Origin of the sequence: Epilithonimonas mollis, from assembly GCF_900142325.1 — a bacterium.
Classification (GTDB): Bacteria; Bacteroidota; Bacteroidia; order Flavobacteriales; family Weeksellaceae; genus Epilithonimonas; species Epilithonimonas mollis.
The window spans coordinates 1,145,064-1,166,560 of sequence record NZ_FRAM01000001.1 but is presented as its reverse complement, the minus strand read 5'-3'; the positions used below and the strand labels follow the sequence as shown (position 1 = coordinate 1,166,560).

Sequence of the window (21,497 nt, the reverse complement as noted above, 5' to 3'; positions counted from 1 at the left end):
TTTGATTAACTAAAGTGAACTTTGTTTTCAATATTAATATCTTTCTAAAGTGACTTAAGTGTTTAAAAAAATAAAAACCTTAATTTTAAACATTCATAAAGAGTAACAATGAAAATATATACCAAAACCGGTGACAAAGGCGAAACCGGCCTTTACGGCGGAAGCAGAATTTCCAAAGCGAGTGCGAGAGTAGAATCTTACGGCAACATCGATGAACTGAATGCTTCAATTGGCGTTGCTAAATCTCATATTGAGGATAAAGCAGTCATCAATCAACTCAAAAAAATCCAGTTCGATTTGTTTACGGTTGGTTCCGAAGCTTCAACGCCGATTGATAAATTATTTTTAGCTAATGGAAAAGCAAGATTGCCATTGGTGATTTCCGATAAGGAAATCGAAGAATTGGAAGTTTGGATGGATGAGATGGAAACGAAAGTGGAACCTTTGCAATATTTTATTTTGCCCGGAGGTGGAAAAGCAGCGACGTTTCTTCACGTCGCACGGACGGTTTGCAGACGTGCGGAAAGAAGTTTGGTTTTCCTCAATCAATCCGAAGAAGTACGAGCGGAATTAATAAAATATCTGAACCGTTTGTCGGATTATCTTTTTGTTTTGGCGAGGTATATTTCCGTGCTTTACGGAGAGGCCGAGGAATATTGGAATCCGAATGATAGAAGTTAGAAAAATGAAATACGCAGTTTTGATTTTTATAATTGGCTTGTTGGTTTGTGCTGCTGGAATTCTATTCAAAATCACTCATTGGAGTATTTTTGGTTTCTCAGGAAATATGATGCTATCAATAGGAACAATTTTGCAAATTACAGGTGGCTTATTGCTTTTGTATAAAGTGTTTTTTGCTAACAAGTCCAATGATTTATAAAATGAAAAAAGCTCTACTTTTCATCAACGGAGAAGAACCGAAATCAATTCCCGAATTGTCAGGTTATGATTTGATAGCTTGTACAGATGGTGCATTTCATTATTTGCAGCAGCTTAAATTTCCCTTGCATAAATTGGATTTTATTTCTGGGGATTTTGATTCTCATAAAATTGAGGAAGAAATTATTCAACAAAGTCAGAATTACAACTTCGAAATCATCGAAACGCCTGACCAAAACAAAACTGATTTTCATAAAGCAATCGAAATTATTCTAGAAAAAAGTTTTGAAAACATCGATGTTTATGGCGGAAGTGGAGGAGAACAGGATCATTTTCTTGGGAATCTGAGTGTGGCTTTTGCTTTTAAAGATCAAGCGGATCTTCGTTTTTTTGATGATTATTCTTCATATTATTTTATTCCTAAAGATTTTTCAATTTCCGGCATTAAAGGTAAAATGATTTCGCTAATGCCTTTTCCTATTGCCAAAAACATTGAAACTAAGGGATTGAAATGGCCTTTGTACAATGAAGATTTGATTTTAGGAGAAAGAATCGGAACGCGAAATGTGGCAGAAAATAAAGAAATTTCAATCAAATATAAAAAGGGTGATTTGTTGATTTTTGTCGGGAAATAATTCACTAATTTTTATAGAATTATTAACGCAGAAATTCAGTTTATTTCATCATTTTTGCATCGTAAAAACAATTAAATTTTTTTAGCCAGAAATGAAGATAAAATATTCTGAACTAATTGACCAAACGCTTTATTTTCCGACTGAAGAATTCAGTGTAGAAGAAAATAATCTGAAATTCCACGGCATCAACCTGATGGAAGTTGTGGAAAAATTCGGAACTCCTTTGAAGTTCAATTATCTGCCAAAAATTTCTCAGAATATAGAAAGGGCAAAATTCTGGTTCAAGGAAGCTTTTGAAAAAAACGATTATCAGAAAAATTACAGATATTGCTATTGCACCAAATCCAGCCATTTTGCCTTCGTTGTAGAAGAAGCGTTGAAAAATGACATTAGTCTGGAAACATCTTCAGCCTATGATATGGATATCGTGAAATCGCTTTATGACAAAGGAAAAGTGACCAAGGATATCGAAGTCATTTGCAATGGTTTCAAAACTGATGATTATCTCGCGAAAATTTCGGATTTAATTAACAGTGGTTTCGAAAATATTACACCGATTCTTGATAACTACAGAGAGCTGGATAAGCTGACAGAAAGCATCGACAGAACTTTCGACATCGGAATCAGAATCGCTTCTGAGGAAGAACCTAAGTTCGAATTTTATACCTCCAGATTAGGAATCGGATATAAAGATATCATCCCTTATTACAGCCAGAAAATTGCGGAACATCCGAATGCGAGGCTGAAAATGCTTCATTTTTTTATCAATACCGGTATCAAAGACACGGCGTATTATTGGAATGAGTTGTACAAATGTCTTCGTGTTTATGCAAGACTTAAAAAAATTGCACCGGAAGTGGATTCATTGAATATTGGTGGCGGTTTTCCTATCAAAACTTCATTGAATTTCGATTATGATTATCAATATATGGTGAATGAAATCGTTTCTCAAATCAAGAAATTCTGTGAGGAAGAAGGTGTTGAAGAACCAAATATTTATACAGAATTCGGAAGTTTCACGGTTGGAGAAAGTGGCGGGCATCTTTATAAAATCATTTCTCAGAAGCGGCAAAATGACAGGGAAAAATGGAATATGATAGACTCGTCTTTTATGACCACTTTACCAGATACTTGGGCGATTTCCCGGCATTTTATTATGTTGCCGCTTAATCGTTGGGAAGATTCTTACGAAAGAGTTTTTCTTGGTGGATTGACTTGTGATTCAGATGATTACTACAATTCTGAACAGCATACGAATGCGATTTATCTGCCTGTTTTCAATGAAACAAAACCTTTGTATATCGGATTTTTCCACACTGGAGCATATCAGGAGACCATTGGTGGTTATGGTGGTGTTCACCATTGTTTGATGCCGCAGCCAAAGCATATTTTGATTGATAAGGATGAAGATGGAAACATCACTTATGAATTGTTCCGGGAAGAGCAGAAGCCGGAAGATGTATTAAAACTTTTAGGATATTAATAAAATCAGCGGAATCATTTTCCGCTTTTATTTTGAAAATAAATTATACTAAGTTAGTATGAATTAATTTTTAATTATTATTTTTGTTTCTCATTAACCAAAAAATAAAAAATATTATGTCAATAAAACTTGGCGATACCGCACCGGATTTTAATGCAGAAAGTAGTCTGGGAACTATCAATTTCTATGATTATCTGGGAGATTCCTGGGGGATCTTATTTTCTCATCCGGCAGACTATACACCTGTCTGTACAACAGAATTGGGAAAAACGGCCCATCTAAAACCTGAATTTGATAAAAGAAATACAAAAGTTCTGGCCTTGAGTGTGGACGGAATAGAGAATCATAAAGGCTGGATCTCTGATATCAATGAAACACAGAATACAGAAGTAGAATTTCCGATCATTGCGGATGAAAACAGAAAGGTTTCTGAACTGTATGACTTTATCCATCCCAATGCCAGTGCAACTTTGACGATAAGATCACTGCTAATTATCGATCCTAATAAGAAAGTGAGACTAATCATTACTTATCCGGCTTCTACGGGACGTAATTTTACTGAAATTCTAAGAGTCCTCGATTCCTTACAATTGGTAGATGGCTATGGTATTGCAACACCTGTTGACTGGCAGGAAGGCGACGATGTCATCATTCCACCTGCCGTTTCGCAGGAAGATGCCGAGAAAAAATTTACAAAAGGTGTGAAAGTGGTAAAACCTTATTTACGTTATACACCACAACCTGATCTTTAGCCTTGAATGGTTTTCATAAATAACTGTTTTAAAAAAAATGAGCTCAAATTCTGAGCTCATTTAATTTTATTGAAATTTTAGTTTTACGCTAACACTTCTTTTACTTTGTTTGCAGCTTCTTCAAGAGTGATCGCTGAGTGAACAGGAAGTCCGGATTCGTCAATCAGTTTCTTAGCTTCTACGGCATTCGTACCCTGCAGTCTTACGATCAATGGAACTGGAAGGCTTCCCATAGCATTGTAAGCATCTACAACACCTTGAGCAACTCTGTCGCATCTTACGATTCCTCCAAATATGTTGATCAAAATTGCTTTTACGTTAGGGTCTCTCAGGATGATTCCGAAAGCGGTCTGAACTCTCTGTGCATCAGCAGTTCCGCCAACGTCCAGGAAGTTTGCGGGATTTCCTCCGGATAATTTGATGATATCCATAGTCGCCATTGCAAGACCAGCACCGTTTACCATACAAGCAACGTTTCCATCCAGTTTTACGAAGTTAAGTCCAGCTTCACCAGCTTCTACGTCCAATGGATCTTCTTCTCTTGTATCTCTTAGCTCAGCAAGATCTTTGTGACGGAACAAAGAGTTATCATCCAAAGTTACTTTTGCATCTACTGCGATGATTTTGTTATCAGAAGTTTTCAAAACCGGGTTGATCTCGAAAAGAGAGGCATCGATTCCGATATAAGCATTATATAATGATGTAATGAATTTTGTAAATTCTTTGAAAGCATTACCTTCAAGACCAAGTCCGAAAGCAATTTTTCTAGCCTGGAAACCTTGTAGTCCGTAAGCTGCATCGATTACTTCTTTGTGGATCAAGTGTGGCGTCACTTCAGCAACATGCTCGATATCCATTCCGCCTTCTGTCGAATATACGATGGTATTTTTTCCAAGTGCTCTGTCAAGAAGAATGGAAACGTAGAATTCTTTAGTTTCAGTTTCTCCGGGATAATATACATCTTCTGCAACCAATACAGAGTTTACTTTTTTGCCTTCAGCAGAAGTCTGCGGCGTGATGAGCTGCATCCCGATGATGTTACCTGCGTTTTCTTTAAGTTTTTCCATATTCGGAGAAAACTTAACACCTCCACCTTTTCCACGGCCACCAGCGTGGATCTGAGCTTTTACAACCCAACCTTGCGCACCGGTTTCAGCAGTTAGTTTTTCGGCAGCAGCAACAGCCTCATCTACGTTGTTTGCAACAAAACCGCGTTGGATATTAACGCCATATTTTGCTAAAATCTCTTTTGATTGATACTCGTGAAGATTCATAATATATAATTGATTAATTTTTAAATTTTATAAGACGCACAAATTTAAGAAAAAGTGACGAATTACTTGATATAAATCTCTGATTGAAATCAGTTTTCGGAATAACTTGCTATCAATACATTCTGCCGGCTTCTTTACAGATTTCCAGATATTCTGCGGGCATATTGGATGAACCAAATCCGGTTTCATAGTACTCATCAGAATGCGGAATATAAATGCTGTACTTTTTGCTGAACGGAAATATTGGAATGAAAAACAATTCGAAATAATTCTTGTAAACCGAAACAATCGCCTTGACCATAAAGCCATTTTTCAGGACTTTACGCTCTTCTTTTCCTGCGAGTTTGGTTTTGATTCCGAAGATGAAGAACATTTGGTTTAATTAGAATTTAGCCTTAGCAAAATACCAAATCAACATTACCCAGGAGATAATCATAAACAATCCTCCAAGTGGTGTGATTGGACCGAGAAATTTGAGATTAACGCCCCAAACATCCTGGAAAGCCAGACAATAAATGCTCACGGAAAATATAAAAGTTCCCGCAATCATCAAGATAGAAATCCATTTTTCAGAAGCCGTTTCAAATTTCAAAATATAACCGACAATTAAAAGAAAAAACGCGGCGTACATTTCGTAACGAACGGCAGTTTCAAAGCTTTCCAGTCTTTCGATTGATAATATTTTTTTGAATGCGTGTGCGCCAAAAGCACCAAGAATTACGGATAACAGGCCGTAGATTCCGCCTATGATTAAAGTGAGGTTTTTCATTTTTTATAATTCTCCTTTTTGATATAAAATAATAATTTTTCCTGTTAATGTGATAATTCCCAAAATAATAAATAACCAGGAAAATCTCTTCGAACTTGCGAATCCTAGATTGTTTGTGGTTCTTAAAAATATTCCGAAAACCAAAATCAGTGCTGATAAAGCCAATCCAAACATAAATCTATTTATTTCTCAATTTCTCCAGCTCCGAAATCACCTCGTGATGACTAACCGTTTTGTCTTTGAAATAAGTCACAAAATGCTGTTTTTCGTCTTCTGTTGCACCAAATTGATTCAAAATATTGAAAAGATGCATTTTCATATGACCTTTCTGGATTCCCGTTGTCACCAAAGAACGAAGCGCTCCAAAATTCTGCGCCAATCCGGAAACCGCCAAAATACTCATCAATTCCTGAGCAGATGGTTTTCCTAAAAGTGCCAAAGAGAATTTCACTAACGGATGAAGATTCGTTAAACCGCCAACCACACCAACCGAAATCGGCAGGTCAATCCAAAATCTGAAAATCCCATTGTCTGTCGTGCAATGTGTCAACGAAGAATATTTTCCGTTTCTCGCGGCATAAGCGTGAGCACAAGCTTCTGTTGCACGGAAATCATTTCCGGTTGCAATGACTACAGCATCAACACCGTTCATGATCCCTTTGTTATGAGTCGTTGCTCTGTACGGCTCGATTTCGGCAATCGTCACCGCCTGTTTAAATTTTCTTGCAAATTCTTCATTTGAAATTCCGCTGTCATCTTTCAGATCTTCAATTTTACAAGAAACTTCTGCTCTCACAATACAATCCGGAGTGAAATTCGAAAGAATATTCATCACCACCTGAAGAGAATTTTTTTCTTCCTGTGTGAAGCTTTCTTCAAGAGAAATCTCTTCTTTCAATGTTTTACCAAATTGTTCAAGACAGGAATTGATGAAGTTGGCTCCCATAGAATCCACCGTATCAAAACTTGCCTTCAGTTGATAATAATTTGGCATTTCGGAAGTTTTATCTACCAGTTTTATTTCTAAAATTCCGCCACCACGATTTCTCATATTGGCAGTGATACTTTCTGTAGCTTCAAATAATTTTTTCTTTAATTTAAAATTAAAAAAATGCTGAAGTTTATGCGATTCTACATCAATAATAAAATGGGTGTGACCAAGTTTTTTCGTATTGATAATGGTTGTTTTAAAACCTCCTTTGTCAATCCAGAATTTTGCTGCTTTTGAGGCGGCTGCAACGACAGAACTTTCTTCCACTGCCATCGGAAGCGCAAATAATTTCCCGTCGATGAGGAAATTCGGGGCAATTCCGTAAGGCATATAAAAATTGGAAATGGTATTTTCAGAAAACTCATCGTGAAGTTTCTGCAAATCGGCATTGTCGTTCCAATATTGGTTTAATATATTTTGATATTCTGTGTTTCCTTTAAGGTATTCATTTACGAGCCAGTCGATTTTCCCCAGTTTTGTCAATTTGGAAAAACCTTCAACGGGTTTATGATTCATATGGAGTATTTATTTTATTAAGATGGAATTTTGAAAATTTAATAATGGTAAAGATACTAATTTTATCGTTTTAGACTGTTGATAACATCTATCATAAATCCTTGATATTTGTCAAATTTGGAATTAAATTTGACAGATATTAATTACTATAAATTTTAAACAGTCAAATGAATTTCGACCGCATCAAAGAAAAACTCGAAATACTCGCAGATGCTGCGAAGTACGATGTGTCGTGTTCTTCCAGCGGTGGAAAACGAAAAAATAACGGAGGCTTGGGCGACAGCTCAGCCAGCGGAATTTGTCACACTTATACAGAAGACGGACGTTGTGTCTCACTTCTTAAAATCCTTCTCACCAATCATTGCATCTACGATTGCATCTATTGCGTCTCCAGAAAATCGAATGATATCAAACGGGCTGCTTTCACCGTAGAAGAAGTGGTCGATTTGACCATCAGTTTTTACAGGCGAAACTATATCGAAGGTTTATTTCTGAGTTCAGGAATTTTCAAAGATGCGGATACAACAATGGAGCGTTTGGTTCGGGTGGCGAAAAAGCTGAGAACCGAACACAATTTCAATGGTTATATTCATCTCAAATCAATTCCTGGGGCGAGTGATGATTTAATGAATGAAGCCGCACTTTACGCCGACCGACTTTCCGTTAATCTTGAAATTCCCACAGAATCCGGGTTGAAATTATTAGCGCCAGACAAAAATCGGGAAGATATGCTTCAGCCGATGCGGATCGTACAGAAAGGCATTCAGCAATATAAAGATGAAAAGAAAATCATCCGAAGTGCTCCGAAGTTTGCGCCCGCCGGACAATCGACACAAATGATTGTTGGTGCGACCAATGAAAATGACTTGCAAATCATCAAAGTCGCGGACCATTTCTATAAAAATTATGGGATGAAACGTGTTTATTATTCGGGTTACATTCCTGTGACGGTGGATAATCGTTTACCAGCGATTACCGCTGAAGTTCCTGTTTTGAGGGAAAATCGTTTGTATCAGTCGGATTGGCTGATGCGTTTTTATGGTTTCAAAGCGGATGAGATTTTAGATTTCAATATGCCTTTTCTCGATTTGGAAGTAGACCCGAAATTAAGCTGGGCGTTGCGACATCTCGACCAATTTCCGGTTAATCTTCAAACCGCAGATTATAAGATGATTCTCAGAATCCCGGGAATTGGTGTGAAAACTGCACAGAAAATTGTGAGCGCAAGACAATTCCAGGTTTTGACAATTGACCATCTTAAAAAACTCGGCGCAGCGGTCAACCGTGCTAAATATTTTATTGATTTCACTTATGGAAATCCTTTTCTGAAACATTTAACTGATTTGAATTTGAGAAAGTTAATTATCTGTGGAAGTCAGTCCAAATTTCAGAATCAGTTTTCTCAGCAGCTGACTTTGTTTTAAGGCTTCGACTTCGCTCAGCCTGACAACGCTAAATCTTTCGTACGCTCCAACCCTCCAACCCAAAAACTCTCCAACTCAGAAAATGACAACCCTTCTCTACGACGGAACTTTCGACGGACTTTTTACAGCGGTATTTGAAGTTTTCGAGTACCGTTATCAGGATGCGGAAATCCGAAACCGGGAAAATTTTGTTCAGGAAAATATGTTTGCGGAGATTCACGAGGTTGTGACGCAACAGGAAAAATCTGAAAGAGTACTGAATAAACTGGAAAAAAGCATTGGAAAATCGGGAATTAACGATTTGCTTAGGGTTTATCTTTCCGAAGATGAAGATTTGGAACAGTTGATTTTATCAGTCATTAGGCAGTCGGTGAAATTTCCTGATGAGAATATCCTTAAAAACTTTGCCAACGATGATATTCTGAAAATCGCTAAAATCTGCAAATCCGTCAGCCGGGAAAGACACAGAATGACTGCTTTTGTAAGGTTCGAGAAGATGCAGGATGATATTTATTTCGCCAAAATCGACCCGGATTTTAATGTGTTGCCTTTAATCAGAAAACATTTCAAAGACCGATACGCCGACCAAAAGTGGATGATTTACGATTTACGAAGACATTACGGATTGTTCTACGATCTGGAAAACTGCGAATTCTTTTATCCTGATGAAAAACTGAATCTCAATCAATATCAGGAAAAATTCCACGACGAGGAGAAGAAATACCAGACGCTCTGGCAAAGTTACTTTACGAAAACCAACATCAAGGAACGGAAAAATACCAAACTTCACATTCAGCACGTTCCGAAACGCTACTGGAAATATCTGACCGAGAAATGGTGATTCTAAGTCGTCGCCCGCAGCAGGGATAGGAGCGGATATCCTTTTTTGTGCGGATGGAAGTCCCTCGCCTTTGGAGAGGGATTTAGGGTGAGGAAAAAAAGATAGCAGCGGATAGCCCGGCCGGCAGATTTTGCGTGGGCTGGAGCTTTGGGAAATCTGACGGGCTGCCCAAATCTTCTCGACAATTCAAATTCTTAACTTACATCAATGTGAGGGAAGTTTTACCGACCTAAATTTGCATCATAATTAACAACAAAATATTAAAATTATGGCAACTAAATGGTTACTAGACCCAACGCATAGCGAAATCACTTTCAAAGTAAAACACCTGATGATTTCTAACGTAAAAGGAGAATTCACAACGTTCAACGCAGAGATTGATGCAGAAGACGATACATTCGCCAATGCAAAAGTTTCAGCTTTTATCGATACAGATTCTATTTTCACGAATAACACAGACCGTGACAATCACCTGAAATCTGCAGATTTTTTCAACGCAGAAGCGAATCCGAAAATCACTTTCGAAGCTTCAACTTTAAATGGTGATGTTACAGGAAACCTTACAATCAACGGTATTACAAAGCCAGTGACTTTGGACGTGGACTTTGGCGGAATCAATTCTGATCCTTGGGGAAATACCAAAGCAGGTTTCTCTTTCGAAGGAAAAATCAAGAGAAGCGACTTCGGTCTGACCTGGAACGCAGCTTTGGAGACAGGCGGAGTAATGGTGAGCGAAGAAGTGAAAATTGCAGGCGAACTACAGTTTGTAAAACAATAAAAGAATACAATAGTATTTTATAGTTTGAGTTTTTTTGAAGTATAAACAGAGTTCGCTTTGTTTATACTTTTTTTGATTTGGGCAGCTTTATCCGCCTTCCGCTCCCAATCTTTTCACTCCACTTCGTTGCGCAAAAAGGATTTCCGCTCAAGTCGGGCTGCGGATTCAACATAAAAACACGCTTTGTTATAACCACAAAGTTTGTCATTCCGTAGGAATCTAAATCGACTTTTATAAATTGAAATCAGTTCAATCAGCCAAATCCAAATCCGCGAGAAAATAAAAATACTTTTTACATTAATACATTTTACTTTTTACAAAAAAATGAACCTCAACGACCTTTCAAAAATATCTGATAATTTCCGAACTACAGAGAAAATGCCGGTTCTGTTTTTAGGACACGGCTCTCCGATGAACGCCATCGAGGAGAATATTTTTGTCCAAGGTTTCCGAAACATCAGCAAAGAAATCCCAAAACCAAATGCGATTATCTGTATTTCTGCGCATTGGTTTACGAACGGAACATTTGTCACGGCTATGGAAATGCCGAAAACCATCCACGATTTTTATGGTTTCCCAAAAGAATTGTTTGATGTTCAATATCCTGCAAAAGGCAGTCCGGAATTAGCCAAAGAAACAGCTGGATTATTAGCTCCGGTTTTGGTAGAAGAAGACCACAACTGGGGATTGGATCACGGTGCCTGGTCGGTTTTGCGGCATCTTTACCCGGATGCAGATATTCCGGTGATTCAGTTGAGTATCGATTATACCAAACCACCTCAATATCATTTTGATCTGGCGAAAAAATTATCCAAACTCCGCGAGAAAGGAATTCTGATTATCGGAAGCGGAAACATTGTTCATAATCTCCGGTTAATTGACTGGAAAAATATAGATACCGTCGGCGCTGGTTGGGATTGGGCGATAGAAGCAAGGGAAAAGACCAACAATTGGCTTTTGGAAGGTGATTTTCAGAAACTCATCGATTATCAAAAACAAGGGTCGTTTTTGCAATATGCAGTTCCGACACCAGACCATTTTCTGCCAATGATTTATAATCTTGGTCTGAAAGAAAAATCAGAAGAATTATCATTTTTCAATGACGCATTAATTGGCGGTTCTTTGAGTATGACTTCTTTGAGAATTGGATAAATTGTTTTTTCAGAAATGCTCCTTAGGAGCAATCTGTCAATAGAAACAGAATATAAAACAAACTAAAATTCCGTAGGAGTGTCCTGATAATAATTGTGATTCACAGGTCGCTCCTACGGAGCTTTTCAATGAGGTATAATTTTTGTTTTTTATTAACAAATTAATCAACTAGTTATTTAACGCATTCAATAACTTAGTTGAACCGGCAACTATTTTTTTGAAGAAGTCAATCACTTGGAACATTCAAGCAGCTAGGTGATGTTAATCAACCGCTCTGCAAAGATAATCAAATGCAATGTGTTGCATATAAGTGTTTTTACAAATGTCTAATTTAAATCATCAAAAACAAAACAATAATTAATTTCATTATACATCTGAAAATATTTTAGAAACACCAAAATCCTTTTTATATTGATTAAATTCGAAGTCAAATTTGATAGCCGTGAGAAAATTTTTACTTCTGATATTATTTCTAAGTTTCGCAATAGTCTATTCCCAAACCATTACCGGAAAAATACTGACTGAAAACGGAACGGCCATTCCTGATGTGAATGTCTATCTGGATGGAACTAAAATCTCCACTACTTCAGTCTCCGGCGGAATTTTTACGCTCGATATCCAGGGACAGAAAAGCGGAAATCTGATTTTTCAGAAAGATAATTACGAAACAAGTATTTTTCCTCTTAATCAAGCTATTGGGAAATCAGTCAAAGTAATTATCAATCCTGTTAAAGAGATTGAGGAAGTTGTCATTATTCCTTACACAGAGCAGGCTTATAAAGATTTTATCAATTATTTTCTGGATAGATTCCTTGGGTTTGACCGGGAAGAGGTTTCGATTAAAAACCAACGGACGCTCAAGTTTTCTTATGATAAGAAAAATCAGTTTCTGAAAGTCAAAGCGCCACAGACTTTAATCATTGAAAATAAAAAGCTGGGCTACACCATCCAATACAACCTGATTAATTTTGAAACGGATTTCAAAAAGAAAAACACCAGTTATCTGGGCACCTCATTTTTCAAAGATAACAGCGACAAAAAAACCATTATTCTAAACCGGATGAACGCGTACACAGGCAGTCTGATGCATTTTTTCAGAAGCCTTTATCAGGATGAGCTGGAAAAAGAAGGTTTCATTGTGAATCACGCGCGGCGAATCAAAAATCCGAAATATCCGTCAGAAGCGGAGATTCAGCAACTGCAGGATCATTATAACTTTGTACGAAGTCAGAAAAATATGGTGATAAAACTGTCACCGGAACTGCAGGATATCGCCAACAGAAAAAATGAAAACTCCGAATTCCTGATGGCGATTCTAAAAACCAAAATGAAGGAATCTGATTTCACCAAACGGAAAGACGCCAGACTGTTTATTGATTTTGAAGATTTGCTGATGGTGAATTATCAGAAATATTATTACGAACTAAAAAAAGGTAACTTCGTAAAATCAGCAACTGCATCTGCGCAAACTTCTTTTATCCATCCCGAAGCTTTGGAATTTGAGATTTTTCCGGAAGGTATTTGCTCCGAGCCGGATCAATTGATTCTGGAAGACCATTTTTCTAACCAGAATGTATCGAAAATGCTACCGTTGGATTATACTTTTGGAAATTGATTTTTTATTTCGAAAGGTTAAATATCTTGCTGATTTTACAGATTCAGCAGATGATTACGCTAGAAAATCTGCAAAATCAGCCTAATTGCGAGATATTTATTTTAATACTTTCTCAAAACAAATACTATTCTCGATTCCCTCATATTGTCCGTAATTAGGAATTATGTTATAACCGCATTTTTGGTAAAGCGCAACAGCTTCGGTTTGTCTTTTTCCGGTTTCCAGAACGGTTTTTTCGTAACCTAATTCCTTGGCCCAAGCTTCTAATTCATTTAATATTGCCGACGCCAAACCTTTACCACGCTTTTCAGGCAGTGTAAACATCCTTTTCACTTCCATTGATTCTGAATCCAAAGCTTTTATAGCACCGCAAGCAACAGCTTCGTCATTATCATAAATCACGATACAATGTTTCAGCATATCGATTTTGTTGTATTGATTGTAAAAAGCGTGCTCCTCACCATCCATTACTGCAAGATAGGCATCCAGTTGCGTTACTAATTTTTGGAAGTCTGGGTTTTCGGAAGTTGTTCGGAGGGTTTTCATTATTGATATTATACTTAGTAAAACGCTTCGACTCCGCTCAGCGTGACAATTCGAATGTAAACATTGTCAGTATGAGCGGAGTCGAAGACTTTCTTGAATCTAATTCACCACCAATTTCTTCTCTCTAATCAACTCTGCGATCTTCAGAATATCTTCGCCAATCAATCTATCGTCTTCCAGTTTTGGGATAACGGAACGGATGATGTTATAATTTTCTTCTACAATTTTGGAACATTTCGCTGGTCTTCGGAATTCCAAACCTTGTGCAGCGAACATTAACTCAATCGCTAAAATATTTTCTAAATTCCCTAAAATTTGATTAAATTTTCTTCCTGAAATACTTCCCATAGAAACGTGGTCTTCTTGTCCTAAACTTGTCGGTATAGAATCTGCCGATGCCGGGAAACATAACGTTTTGTTTTCAGTAACCAACGCCGCACTTGTATATTGCGGAATCATAAAGCCGGAATTCAGGCCGGAACTTTCTACTAATAATTTCGGTAAACCATATTTTCCTTCCAGAAGAAGATAACTTCTTCGGTCAGAAATATTTCCCAATTCTGCGGCTGCGAGCGAAGCGTAATCCAAAGGCAAAGCCATCAATTGTCCGTGGAAATTACCGCCGGAAATTGATTCTTCTGCGCTTAGAACAATTGGATTGTCCGTCACAGAATTCAGTTCAGTCTCTGCCATCATTTTCAGATGTTCAAAGGCATTTCTGCTCGCACCATGAACCTGCGGAACACATCGCATAGAATACGGATCCTGAACCCTGTCGCAGAATTCGTGAGACTTTAGATTATCAGAATCTTTAAGGAAATTTCGCATTCTTTCTGCTACTTTTCGGCTTCCATCGAATGGGCGAATCTCGTGCAATTCTTTCTTGAACGGACTAGACGAACCTCGGTAAGCTTCCAGACTCATTGCTGCGGTCAAATCTGCCAAATCCAAAAGGTATTCAAATTTTGCCAAACCTGTAATGGCGTGAGCTAAAATGAATTGTGTACCGTTAATCAAGCCTAAACCTTCTTTAGGACCGAGTTTCAAAGGGTGAATGTTATGTTTTTCCAACACCTCGGAAGTGACTTTGATCTCGTCGTTTTCCCAAACCTGACCTAAGCCTAACAATGGCAAAACCAAATGTGCCAACGGCGCCAAATCGCCGGAAGCACCAACGGAACCTTGCTCCGGAACAACCGGAATAATATCCAATTCCAACATCAGAATCAACCGCTCGATAACGTCTAAGGAAACGCCTGAAAATCCTTTCGACAAGGCGTGGATTTTGGAAATCATCATAATTTTGGAAATGTTCTTGTGAATCGGTTTTCCGACGCCGACAGCGTGAGAAATAATCAGATTATGCTGAAGCTGAGCTGTTTCTTCTTCCGATATTTTGACATCGCAAAGTGGTCCGAAGCCTGTGTTGATGCCATAAACCGTTCTGTCAGATGCTACGATTTGCTGAACATTCTGCTGCGATTTTAGTATTTGGTCTTTTGATTGTAGATTGAGTTTTGCGTTGGAAGGATTTTTTAAAATCTCTAAAACGTCTTTATATCCCAATTGGTCGATTCCGTAAATCATCACTGAAAAAATTTTGCCTAAAAATACACTTTTCGGGAGAAATATGGGGAAGGAATTAGAATGACATTTAAATAAAATTAATTCTTCTGAAAATTTATTTTTATCAAATGGATGGTTATTATAAAAAGTTTCTCAGTGGCCTGTAGTAGACCGTCAAAGTACTTAGGTAGACAAACGGACTGATGAAGTAGATAAACGGACGAGTGAAGTAAACAAACGGACGGGTGAAGCAGACAAAAGGATGAGCAAAGTAGATAAGCGGTCGGGTTGAACAGAGAAACAAAGCTGTAGCGGAAAAAATCAATACAGCCAGGCATCTTTGCCTGGCTGTATAAGAAGAAAGTATTTTTAGTAATGGAGTATCTAATAATCAAACTGCTCATCAAATTCTTTCAACTGTAACGCTCTTTCTTTGATGATTTCTAATCTTTTGTTTTCAGCAATCACCTGAAAAATAGTTCCTTTTTTGACTTCGAAATAATATTTGTCGATCAATTTGAATTCAGAATCGCGGAATGAAATCCAGTTTCGCTGAGCTTCCAGCAATTCTTTTTTTCCTGATGTTGAAAGTTTTTTGCTTATGGATTGATAGTATTTGTTCAGTTCCTTATCCCAGGATTTCTGTGCAGAAATGGTGCAATTTCTTTGATTAGCCGTAGAATCGTCCTTCCCTAAACATTTTTTTAACTCAACATCAATCTGACTCTGAGCAAAAGAAAAAACACTGAATAAAAGAATAAATAATAACGAAACTGATTTTTTCATAAAATTAATTTTTAGTTAAAATCTTAATGCCTTCGCCTGACGAATGTGCGCCAAATGATGCTGACAATGCCAGCTGTAAATCATAATATTTTCTTTGAGGGAAACCTTTGCCGATTGTTCCGGATGAATGAATTCTTTGTTCAGATCTTCCTCACTCAACGTTTTCAAAAGATAAACCCATCTCGCATGCAAAGCTTCCAGAAGCTGCAACGAAACCAACGGCGACAATTGATTGTCCGGCAATTCTGCCCAAAGACTTTCCTCATAAGGTTTGATGGAGGGAACATTTTCCATCAATGCCAGTTTGAACCTCATATAACTGTTGATATGACTATCGGCGCAATGGTGAACGACTTGAGATATTGTCCAACCATCAGGTCTGTATCTCAATTGTAAATCTTGTTCGCTGAGATTTTGAGTCTGATCTTTCACAAGCTTTGGAAAGTTTTCAATTTCCGAAATTGCAGAATCGATGATCTCTTTATTAACTGATTCTGGTTTTACGAATTTTCCGATTGGGAATTTTAATTCTTCTAAATCCATTATTTCAGACTCTTCATCAGGATGGCTTCCATCTTTTCGTAACCCAGTTTGTTGGGATGAATGCCGTCTTCTGCGATTTCTTTTGGCAAACCATTTTTGTCGTCTTTCAATGCTGAATGATAATCGACGTAAGTGATTTTATTTTTGACTGCGTAATCTTTTATCATTTTATTCAGAGCAATGACTTTATCCGCAGGCTGCAGATCCTTTCTCCAAGGGAAATCGTAAGCAGGAAGAACAGAACATAAAATTACTTTTATGTTGTTGGCTTTTGCCAGATCCGCCATAGAAACGATGTTGCCAAACACTTTGTCCAAAGAGATCGGTCCCTGATTTTCTGCAATATCATTGGTTCCCGCAAGGATGATGACACGTTTCGGCTTCAGTTTGATCACATCTTCTCTGAGTCTCAGAAGCATCTGCGAAGTTACCTGACCGCTGATCCCACGTCCCACAAAATTATTCTCAGTAAAAAATCCGGGGTCTGTGGAAAACCAGCCTTCTGTGATAGAATCGCCCATAAATACTGAGTTTGGCGCAATGTTTTTGGAAAGCACTTCCTGGTTTTGTTTTTCGTATCTGCCGTAATTGGCGAAGTCCTGAGATGATAGCATTGGTGAAAGAATAATAGATGCAAAGGTTAAGAATTTCATATTTTTAATTTTGATGATCAAATATATGAATTAAGGTAGATAAGATTTATTTTTACCGCAAAAGTCATATAAGAAATGGGATAAAACTTTGTGACTTTTGGTTTAATTAAGAAAATCGATAATTTTACAATATGGAAAACACTTCAAAAGATCCTTTGCATGGAAAAAGACTGGACGCGATCCTTGAGGAATTGCTGGAATATTACAAAGGTTACGGCGAATTGGGAAAACAAATTAACATCAAATGTTTCACCGGCGAAAACCCGAGCGTCAGTTCTTCTTTAAAATTTCTCAGAAAAACCGATTGGGCAAGGGCAAAAGTGGAAAGTTTATATCTCTACGTTTTGAGACAAAAGAAAAAGCAATCAAAAGAATAAAATAACCACAAAAGGCACAAAAGAATTTTCAATAAAAACTTTTTTGCCTTTTTGTGGTTGAAAATAATTAATCCAAAAATTCTCCACTCACATAAAACCAACGGTTTTGTATCATTTTGAATTTTGACAATTCGTGGTGAACATGCGGATTTCCATCTTCATCCGTATAAAAAGCTTTGAACTCGACTTTATAATCTGCCGGTTTATTGATGATTTCTAATTTTGTCCACTCATTGATTTCTCCCCATTCCTGTAAGCCATTTTTATTATGAAACTGCCTTTTCGCAGGCAAGGTCGTTTCCCAAAGATAATCGCCATTCGGGATCGCAAAAGCCGAAAAACGGGAACGCATCAAAGCTTCCGCAGTTGGCGGGAATTTTTCTTTGGTGTGATAAGGCAGGCAACAATCTTCGTAAGATTTTCCGGAACAGCAGGGACAATTCATTGGTTAGAGGTTAAAGTCAGAAGAAAATATGAGATCTGAATGTTCCAATCTCATACTTGTCATTTTTTTTAGCCGAATGCTCTTTTCAGCAGGCTCTCCACTTTCGGTTCGGTTCCGCGGAAGCTTTTGTACAAATCCATTGGGTTTTTTGTTCCGCCGGAAGATAAAAGTATTTTATATTTCTCAGCAATTTCCGGATTGAAAATCCCGTTTTCTTTGAAATACTGAAACGCATCCGCATCCAAAACTTCGGCCCATTTGTAAGAATAATACCCCGCCGAATAACCGCCCTGGAAGATATGCGAGAAACTAGGACTTGCTGCCGTTTCCGGATTAGCCGGATAAAGATTGGTTGCCGCAGTTTTATCCACTTCAAATTCTTTTACACTTTTATTCTCCAATGCTCCCACCTCAGTATGGTAAGCCATATCCAACAGTCCAAAACCAAGTTGTCTCAACGTCTGATAACCTTCCATAAAGGATTTGCTCTGTGATAATTTCTCAATTTTTTCGGTTGGAAGAACTTCTCCGGTTTGATAATGCCTGGCGAAGGTTTTCAGAAATTCCGGTTCATAGCAATAGTTTTCCAAAAATTGAGAAGGCAATTCCACAAAATCCCATTTTACGGAAGTTCCCGAGAGATTCGGATATTGCGTGTCTGCCAAAACGCCGTGAAGTGCGTGTCCAAATTCGTGGAACAGAGTTGTCACTTCCTGGAAAGTCAATAAACTTGGCGTGTCTTTGGTTGGCTTTGTGAAGTTGCAAACAACAGAAATATGCGGACGAGAATTTTCACCGTCTTTTTTGTATTGATTTTTATAACTCGTCATCCAGGCGCCGGCACGTTTTCCTTTTCTCGGATGATAATCGGCGTAAAGCAAGGCTTTGTAATTTCCGTTTTCCGTGATTTCGTATGTTTTTACGTCTTCGTGATATTTCTGAATATTGTTGATTTCAGTAAATTCTAATCCGAATAATTTCTTTCCCAAACCAAAAACCGCTTCCTGAACTTTCTCCAATTGGAAATAAGGTTTCAGTTCTTCATCGTCAATATCAAATTTTTGTTTTCTTAATTTCTCAGCATAAAAAGCGTGGTCATAACTTTGGATATCGTCAATTCCGTCGGCTTTTGCGAGAGATTTCAGTTCTTCGATTTCTTTCTGAGCGTAAGGTTTTGCTTTATCTAAAAGTTCATTCAGGAATTCGAAAACTTTGGCTGGCGATTGTGCCATTCTTTCTTCCAAAACGAAATCGGCGAAGTTTTTATAACCTAATAATTCCGCTTTTTCCTGACGAAGTTTTACGATTTCCTTAATGAGATTCTGATTGTCAAATTCGCCACCGTCAAACGATTTTTTCCCGTTTGCTAAAGCTAATTCTTTTCTCAATTCACGGTTTTCTGCGTAAGTCATTGCCGGAAGATAACTTGGATATTGCAACGTAATCACGTAACCTTCCAGTCCTTTTTCCTTCGCATCTTCCTCGTATTGCTGAAGAATCGCTTCCGGGATTCCTTTTAACTCTTCTTTGTCTGTGATATGTCTGAAATAAGCGTTGGTTGAAGCCAAAGCGTTTTGCCCGAACTGAAGCGATTTGACGGACAAGTCCATATTGATTTTTTCCAGTTTCTTTTTATCTTCTTCATTGAGCAATGCACCGCTTCTCACAAAACCTTTATAAGTTTCATTGAGTAACATTTCCTGTTCATCGTTCAGTGACAAAGTGTCTTTTTGGTCATAAACGTTTTTGATTCTTTCAAATAATTTTTCGTTTTGAGAAATTTTGGAAGAAAATTCTGTCAACAAAGGTGAAACATCCTGTGCGATTTTCTGAATCTCATCATTGGTTTCTGCCGAATTTAGGTTGAAAAAAATACTGGAAACCCGGTCCAATTGTTCGCCGGAAAAAGCCATTGCTTCTATAGTGTTTTCGAAAGTTGGCGTTTCCGGATTGCTGGTGATTTCGTTGATTTCTTTCTCGGAAGTTTTGATTAATTCCTGAAAAGCAGGAAGGTAATGCTCTTCTTTGATGTCGCTGAAAGGTGATGAAGTATATTTGGTTTTGAATTTTTCTAAAAGTGGATTCATTTTTTAGTTGAGAATTTAATATGAGTTTTAAAGTCTCAAATTTAGTACCTAAAAATGAATATATGACAAATTTACTACTTTGTAAAATGTACGGTTAATTAAAATTTTTAGTATTCTTTGTGATATCCAATTCCAAAATCAACGCCGATTCCTACATAACTGTGTTTTGAAATGTTGCCGAGAAGTTTGAACCCGACACTATTCCCCAGACCTATCGGTTTGCCAACAGGAATCAGTTCGTATATTCTGTAGGGACTCTTGTTTTTCTTAAACCATTTGATTCCGAATTCAAAAGGAACGCCAATGTACTGGGATTTGTCCTTGTAATAATTGCCGTCTTCCGTTTTAAACTTTTGTACATAATTGTTAGTGGAAAGACCTGCGGAAAAGCTATAAGAAAAGTTATCATCAATATATCTTCGTCCGTACAGGATTGCGATTTCTTCCATTTTTATATCATTGGAAAGAATCGGAAAGGCTAATAACCCCATATTAAGAAAAGAAACGCCTAACTGATTAATTTCAGAATACCGGAATGTAAATAAGTTTTTCCTGTTCTGATAGTTCAGACTTCCGTACTGTAAAATGCCGCCGTTTTTTGTTAAATCCCTTGCATAACCAATTCCTAAATCACCATAAATAACAGGATTTGTTTTCTGAGAAAATGTTATTACAAAAATGAAAAAAGTGATGACAGTAATTTTGATTCTCATAGTTATTGTTTTTGCAAATGTATTTATAAATGATTGAGAAGTGATGATTGAAAAATTGTTTTTTATGAGAAATTGTCACAGGGCAAGTTTTTAAATTGAAATTCTATTTACATTTGTTATAACCCAAATTATGTGAATTATGAAGAAATTCCTGAAAATTATCAGTGTCATCGTGGCCATCATTATTGCTTATTGCTTGATCGCCATATTGTTTTTTGACAGCAAATGTCATAATGAACAATCTATCGTCATCAATGCACCAAAAGAAAAAGTATGGCAGAATGTAAATTCTATGAAAGCCTTCAACACTTGGAATCCATGGATGAAAATGGACCCGAATCTGAGCGTCACTTACCGTGGAAATAGTGGTGATGTCGGCGATGGCTACCATTGGAAAGGAAATGATGATGTAGGCGAAGGCGAACAGGAAATCACAGCGATTGTTCCACATGAAAAAGTGGAGACAAAAATGCATTTCATCCAACCAATGGATGACAATGCAACTTCTGATTTAATTTTGGTGCCGGAAGGTTCCGGAACTAAGGTAACCTGGAATATTGATTATGAAATCGAAACACTTTTCAAACCGATGAAACCGATGATGACCTGGCAGATGAACAAATCGTTCTCGGAAGGTCTGGGAAAACTGAAAGCACTTTCTGAAAAATAAGA

General features: G+C 37.5%; 24 protein-coding genes. 12 read left to right on the top strand and 12 right to left on the bottom strand.

Translation table 11 applies throughout. From position 1 onward, the window contains the following. Positions 1-108: 108 nt before the first annotated feature. The 5 genes from BUA97_RS05155 to BUA97_RS05135 all read left to right on the top strand — a co-directional run bounded on the left by BUA97_RS05155 (position 109) and on the right by BUA97_RS05135 (position 3,749). Positions 109-681, top strand: coding sequence for a cob(I)yrinic acid a,c-diamide adenosyltransferase (locus tag BUA97_RS05155; RefSeq protein WP_072996749.1), 573 nt, complete (start codon positions 109-111; stop codon positions 679-681). Positions 682-685: 4 nt separating this feature from the next. Continuing rightward, positions 686-880, top strand: coding sequence for a hypothetical protein (locus BUA97_RS05150; RefSeq protein WP_139258233.1), 195 nt, complete (start codon positions 686-688; stop codon positions 878-880). Between the two features lies 1 nt (position 881). Then, positions 882-1,514: a thiamine diphosphokinase gene (locus BUA97_RS05145; protein WP_084081278.1), complete on the top strand. Its 633-nt coding sequence runs from the start codon at positions 882-884 to the stop codon at positions 1,512-1,514. Positions 1,515-1,605: 91 nt separating this feature from the next. Beyond that, entirely contained in the window at positions 1,606-2,997 is a 1,392-nt protein-coding gene (locus BUA97_RS05140; protein WP_072996746.1) for a type III PLP-dependent enzyme domain-containing protein, read from the top strand. Between the two features lie 116 nt (positions 2,998-3,113). Then, on the top strand, positions 3,114-3,749 hold the full coding sequence (locus tag BUA97_RS05135; protein ID WP_072996745.1) for a peroxiredoxin: 636 nt from the start codon (positions 3,114-3,116) through the stop codon (positions 3,747-3,749). Between the two features lie 83 nt (positions 3,750-3,832). Here the strand turns inward: BUA97_RS05135 and sucC are convergent, their stop codons facing one another. The 4 genes from sucC to BUA97_RS05115 all read right to left on the bottom strand — a co-directional run bounded on the left by sucC (position 3,833) and on the right by BUA97_RS05115 (position 7,299). Continuing rightward, positions 3,833-5,023, bottom strand: a complete 1,191-nt coding sequence (sucC, locus tag BUA97_RS05130) for an ADP-forming succinate--CoA ligase subunit beta (RefSeq protein ID WP_072996744.1) — start codon at positions 5,021-5,023, stop codon at positions 3,833-3,835. 112 nt (positions 5,024-5,135) lie between these two features. Beyond that, complete coding sequence (locus BUA97_RS05125) at positions 5,136-5,396, bottom strand: zinc ribbon domain-containing protein (RefSeq protein WP_072996743.1); 261 nt, start codon at positions 5,394-5,396, stop codon at positions 5,136-5,138. 9 nt (positions 5,397-5,405) lie between these two features. Beyond that, a complete protein-coding gene (locus BUA97_RS05120; RefSeq protein ID WP_072996742.1) occupies positions 5,406-5,792 on the bottom strand; it encodes a DUF423 domain-containing protein in 387 nt (128 codons plus the stop codon). A 178-nt stretch (positions 5,793-5,970) separates the two neighbouring features. Further along, the gene (locus BUA97_RS05115) at positions 5,971-7,299 is read right to left on the bottom strand and encodes a hydroxymethylglutaryl-CoA reductase, degradative (protein WP_072996741.1); all 1,329 of its coding nucleotides are present in this window, start codon (positions 7,297-7,299) and stop codon (positions 5,971-5,973) included. Positions 7,300-7,466: 167 nt separating this feature from the next. Here BUA97_RS05115 and BUA97_RS05110 point away from each other — a divergent pair, with 167 nt between their 5' ends. From BUA97_RS05110 to BUA97_RS05090, 5 genes are all read left to right on the top strand, one after another. Further along, entirely contained in the window at positions 7,467-8,723 is a 1,257-nt protein-coding gene (locus tag BUA97_RS05110; RefSeq protein ID WP_072996740.1) for a putative DNA modification/repair radical SAM protein, read from the top strand. Between the two features lie 82 nt (positions 8,724-8,805). Then, positions 8,806-9,564 carry a TIGR03915 family putative DNA repair protein gene (locus BUA97_RS05105; protein ID WP_072996739.1) on the top strand — a complete coding sequence of 253 codons (759 nt, stop codon included), beginning with the start codon at positions 8,806-8,808 and terminating at the stop codon, positions 9,562-9,564. Between the two features lie 268 nt (positions 9,565-9,832). Further along, a complete protein-coding gene (locus tag BUA97_RS05100; RefSeq protein ID WP_072996738.1) occupies positions 9,833-10,342 on the top strand; it encodes a YceI family protein in 510 nt (169 codons plus the stop codon). A gap of 324 nt (positions 10,343-10,666) precedes the next feature. Next, on the top strand, positions 10,667-11,494 hold the full coding sequence (ygiD, locus tag BUA97_RS05095; protein ID WP_072996737.1) for a 4,5-DOPA-extradiol-dioxygenase: 828 nt from the start codon (positions 10,667-10,669) through the stop codon (positions 11,492-11,494). Between the two features lie 442 nt (positions 11,495-11,936). Then, positions 11,937-13,109, top strand: a complete 1,173-nt coding sequence (locus BUA97_RS05090) for a peptidase associated/transthyretin-like domain-containing protein (RefSeq protein ID WP_072996736.1) — start codon at positions 11,937-11,939, stop codon at positions 13,107-13,109. Positions 13,110-13,205: 96 nt separating this feature from the next. On the opposite strand, the gene BUA97_RS05085 is transcribed toward BUA97_RS05090, so the two are convergent. From BUA97_RS05085 to BUA97_RS05065, 5 genes are all read right to left on the bottom strand, one after another. Next, positions 13,206-13,655, bottom strand: a complete 450-nt coding sequence (locus tag BUA97_RS05085; protein WP_072996735.1) for a GNAT family N-acetyltransferase — start codon at positions 13,653-13,655, stop codon at positions 13,206-13,208. Between the two features lie 99 nt (positions 13,656-13,754). Continuing rightward, positions 13,755-15,242 carry a histidine ammonia-lyase gene (gene hutH, locus BUA97_RS05080; RefSeq protein ID WP_072996734.1) on the bottom strand — a complete coding sequence of 496 codons (1,488 nt, stop codon included), beginning with the start codon at positions 15,240-15,242 and terminating at the stop codon, positions 13,755-13,757. 363 nt (positions 15,243-15,605) lie between these two features. Beyond that, on the bottom strand, positions 15,606-16,007 hold the full coding sequence (locus BUA97_RS05075) for a lysozyme inhibitor LprI family protein (protein WP_072996733.1): 402 nt from the start codon (positions 16,005-16,007) through the stop codon (positions 15,606-15,608). A 15-nt stretch (positions 16,008-16,022) separates the two neighbouring features. Next, positions 16,023-16,550: a YfiT family bacillithiol transferase gene (locus tag BUA97_RS05070; RefSeq protein ID WP_072996732.1), complete on the bottom strand. Its 528-nt coding sequence runs from the start codon at positions 16,548-16,550 to the stop codon at positions 16,023-16,025. Beyond that, entirely contained in the window at positions 16,550-17,203 is a 654-nt protein-coding gene (locus tag BUA97_RS05065; protein WP_139258231.1) for an SGNH/GDSL hydrolase family protein, read from the bottom strand. Before BUA97_RS05065 ends, BUA97_RS05070 begins: the two co-directional genes overlap by 1 nt. 131 nt (positions 17,204-17,334) lie before the next feature. Here BUA97_RS05065 and BUA97_RS05060 point away from each other — a divergent pair, with 131 nt between their 5' ends. Continuing rightward, positions 17,335-17,580, top strand: a complete 246-nt coding sequence (locus BUA97_RS05060) for a VF530 family protein (RefSeq protein WP_072996731.1) — start codon at positions 17,335-17,337, stop codon at positions 17,578-17,580. A gap of 67 nt (positions 17,581-17,647) precedes the next feature. On the opposite strand, the gene BUA97_RS05055 is transcribed toward BUA97_RS05060, so the two are convergent. The 3 genes from BUA97_RS05055 to BUA97_RS05045 all read right to left on the bottom strand — a co-directional run bounded on the left by BUA97_RS05055 (position 17,648) and on the right by BUA97_RS05045 (position 20,825). After that, positions 17,648-18,025, bottom strand: coding sequence for a YchJ family protein (locus tag BUA97_RS05055; protein ID WP_072996730.1), 378 nt, complete (start codon positions 18,023-18,025; stop codon positions 17,648-17,650). 68 nt (positions 18,026-18,093) lie between these two features. Continuing rightward, the gene (locus tag BUA97_RS05050) at positions 18,094-20,112 is read right to left on the bottom strand and encodes a M3 family metallopeptidase (protein WP_072996729.1); all 2,019 of its coding nucleotides are present in this window, start codon (positions 20,110-20,112) and stop codon (positions 18,094-18,096) included. Between the two features lie 107 nt (positions 20,113-20,219). Then, the gene (locus BUA97_RS05045) at positions 20,220-20,825 is read right to left on the bottom strand and encodes a hypothetical protein (RefSeq protein ID WP_072996728.1); all 606 of its coding nucleotides are present in this window, start codon (positions 20,823-20,825) and stop codon (positions 20,220-20,222) included. A gap of 139 nt (positions 20,826-20,964) precedes the next feature. On the opposite strand from BUA97_RS05045, the gene BUA97_RS05040 reads away from it, so the two are divergent. Then, a complete protein-coding gene (locus tag BUA97_RS05040; RefSeq protein ID WP_072996727.1) occupies positions 20,965-21,495 on the top strand; it encodes an SRPBCC family protein in 531 nt (176 codons plus the stop codon). Positions 21,496-21,497 lie beyond the last annotated feature (2 nt).

Coding starts and splice junctions, on each gene's coding strand:
- BUA97_RS05070 (WP_072996732.1), bottom strand. CDS start 16,550: ATGGATTTAGAAGAATTAAAATTCCCAATCGGAAAATTCGTAAAACCA.
- BUA97_RS05100 (WP_072996738.1), top strand. CDS start 9,833: ATGGCAACTAAATGGTTACTAGACCCAACGCATAGCGAAATCACTTTC.
- BUA97_RS05055 (WP_072996730.1), bottom strand. CDS start 18,025: ATGAATTGTCCCTGCTGTTCCGGAAAATCTTACGAAGATTGTTGCCTG.
- BUA97_RS05085 (WP_072996735.1), bottom strand. CDS start 13,655: ATGAAAACCCTCCGAACAACTTCCGAAAACCCAGACTTCCAAAAATTA.
- BUA97_RS05045 (WP_072996728.1), bottom strand. CDS start 20,825: ATGAGAATCAAAATTACTGTCATCACTTTTTTCATTTTTGTAATAACA.
- BUA97_RS05135 (WP_072996745.1), top strand. CDS start 3,114: ATGTCAATAAAACTTGGCGATACCGCACCGGATTTTAATGCAGAAAGT.
- BUA97_RS05110 (WP_072996740.1), top strand. CDS start 7,467: ATGAATTTCGACCGCATCAAAGAAAAACTCGAAATACTCGCAGATGCT.
- sucC (WP_072996744.1), bottom strand. CDS start 5,023: ATGAATCTTCACGAGTATCAATCAAAAGAGATTTTAGCAAAATATGGC.
- BUA97_RS05150 (WP_139258233.1), top strand. CDS start 686: ATGAAATACGCAGTTTTGATTTTTATAATTGGCTTGTTGGTTTGTGCT.
- hutH (WP_072996734.1), bottom strand. CDS start 15,242: ATGATTTACGGAATCGACCAATTGGGATATAAAGACGTTTTAGAGATT.
- BUA97_RS05120 (WP_072996742.1), bottom strand. CDS start 5,792: ATGAAAAACCTCACTTTAATCATAGGCGGAATCTACGGCCTGTTATCC.
- BUA97_RS05050 (WP_072996729.1), bottom strand. CDS start 20,112: ATGAATCCACTTTTAGAAAAATTCAAAACCAAATATACTTCATCACCT.
- BUA97_RS05140 (WP_072996746.1), top strand. CDS start 1,606: ATGAAGATAAAATATTCTGAACTAATTGACCAAACGCTTTATTTTCCG.
- BUA97_RS05065 (WP_139258231.1), bottom strand. CDS start 17,203: ATGAAATTCTTAACCTTTGCATCTATTATTCTTTCACCAATGCTATCA.
- BUA97_RS05105 (WP_072996739.1), top strand. CDS start 8,806: ATGACAACCCTTCTCTACGACGGAACTTTCGACGGACTTTTTACAGCG.
- BUA97_RS05125 (WP_072996743.1), bottom strand. CDS start 5,396: ATGTTCTTCATCTTCGGAATCAAAACCAAACTCGCAGGAAAAGAAGAG.
- BUA97_RS05040 (WP_072996727.1), top strand. CDS start 20,965: ATGAAGAAATTCCTGAAAATTATCAGTGTCATCGTGGCCATCATTATT.
- BUA97_RS05115 (WP_072996741.1), bottom strand. CDS start 7,299: ATGAATCATAAACCCGTTGAAGGTTTTTCCAAATTGACAAAACTGGGG.
- BUA97_RS05145 (WP_084081278.1), top strand. CDS start 882: ATGAAAAAAGCTCTACTTTTCATCAACGGAGAAGAACCGAAATCAATT.
- BUA97_RS05075 (WP_072996733.1), bottom strand. CDS start 16,007: ATGAAAAAATCAGTTTCGTTATTATTTATTCTTTTATTCAGTGTTTTT.
- BUA97_RS05060 (WP_072996731.1), top strand. CDS start 17,335: ATGGAAAACACTTCAAAAGATCCTTTGCATGGAAAAAGACTGGACGCG.
- ygiD (WP_072996737.1), top strand. CDS start 10,667: ATGAACCTCAACGACCTTTCAAAAATATCTGATAATTTCCGAACTACA.
- BUA97_RS05155 (WP_072996749.1), top strand. CDS start 109: ATGAAAATATATACCAAAACCGGTGACAAAGGCGAAACCGGCCTTTAC.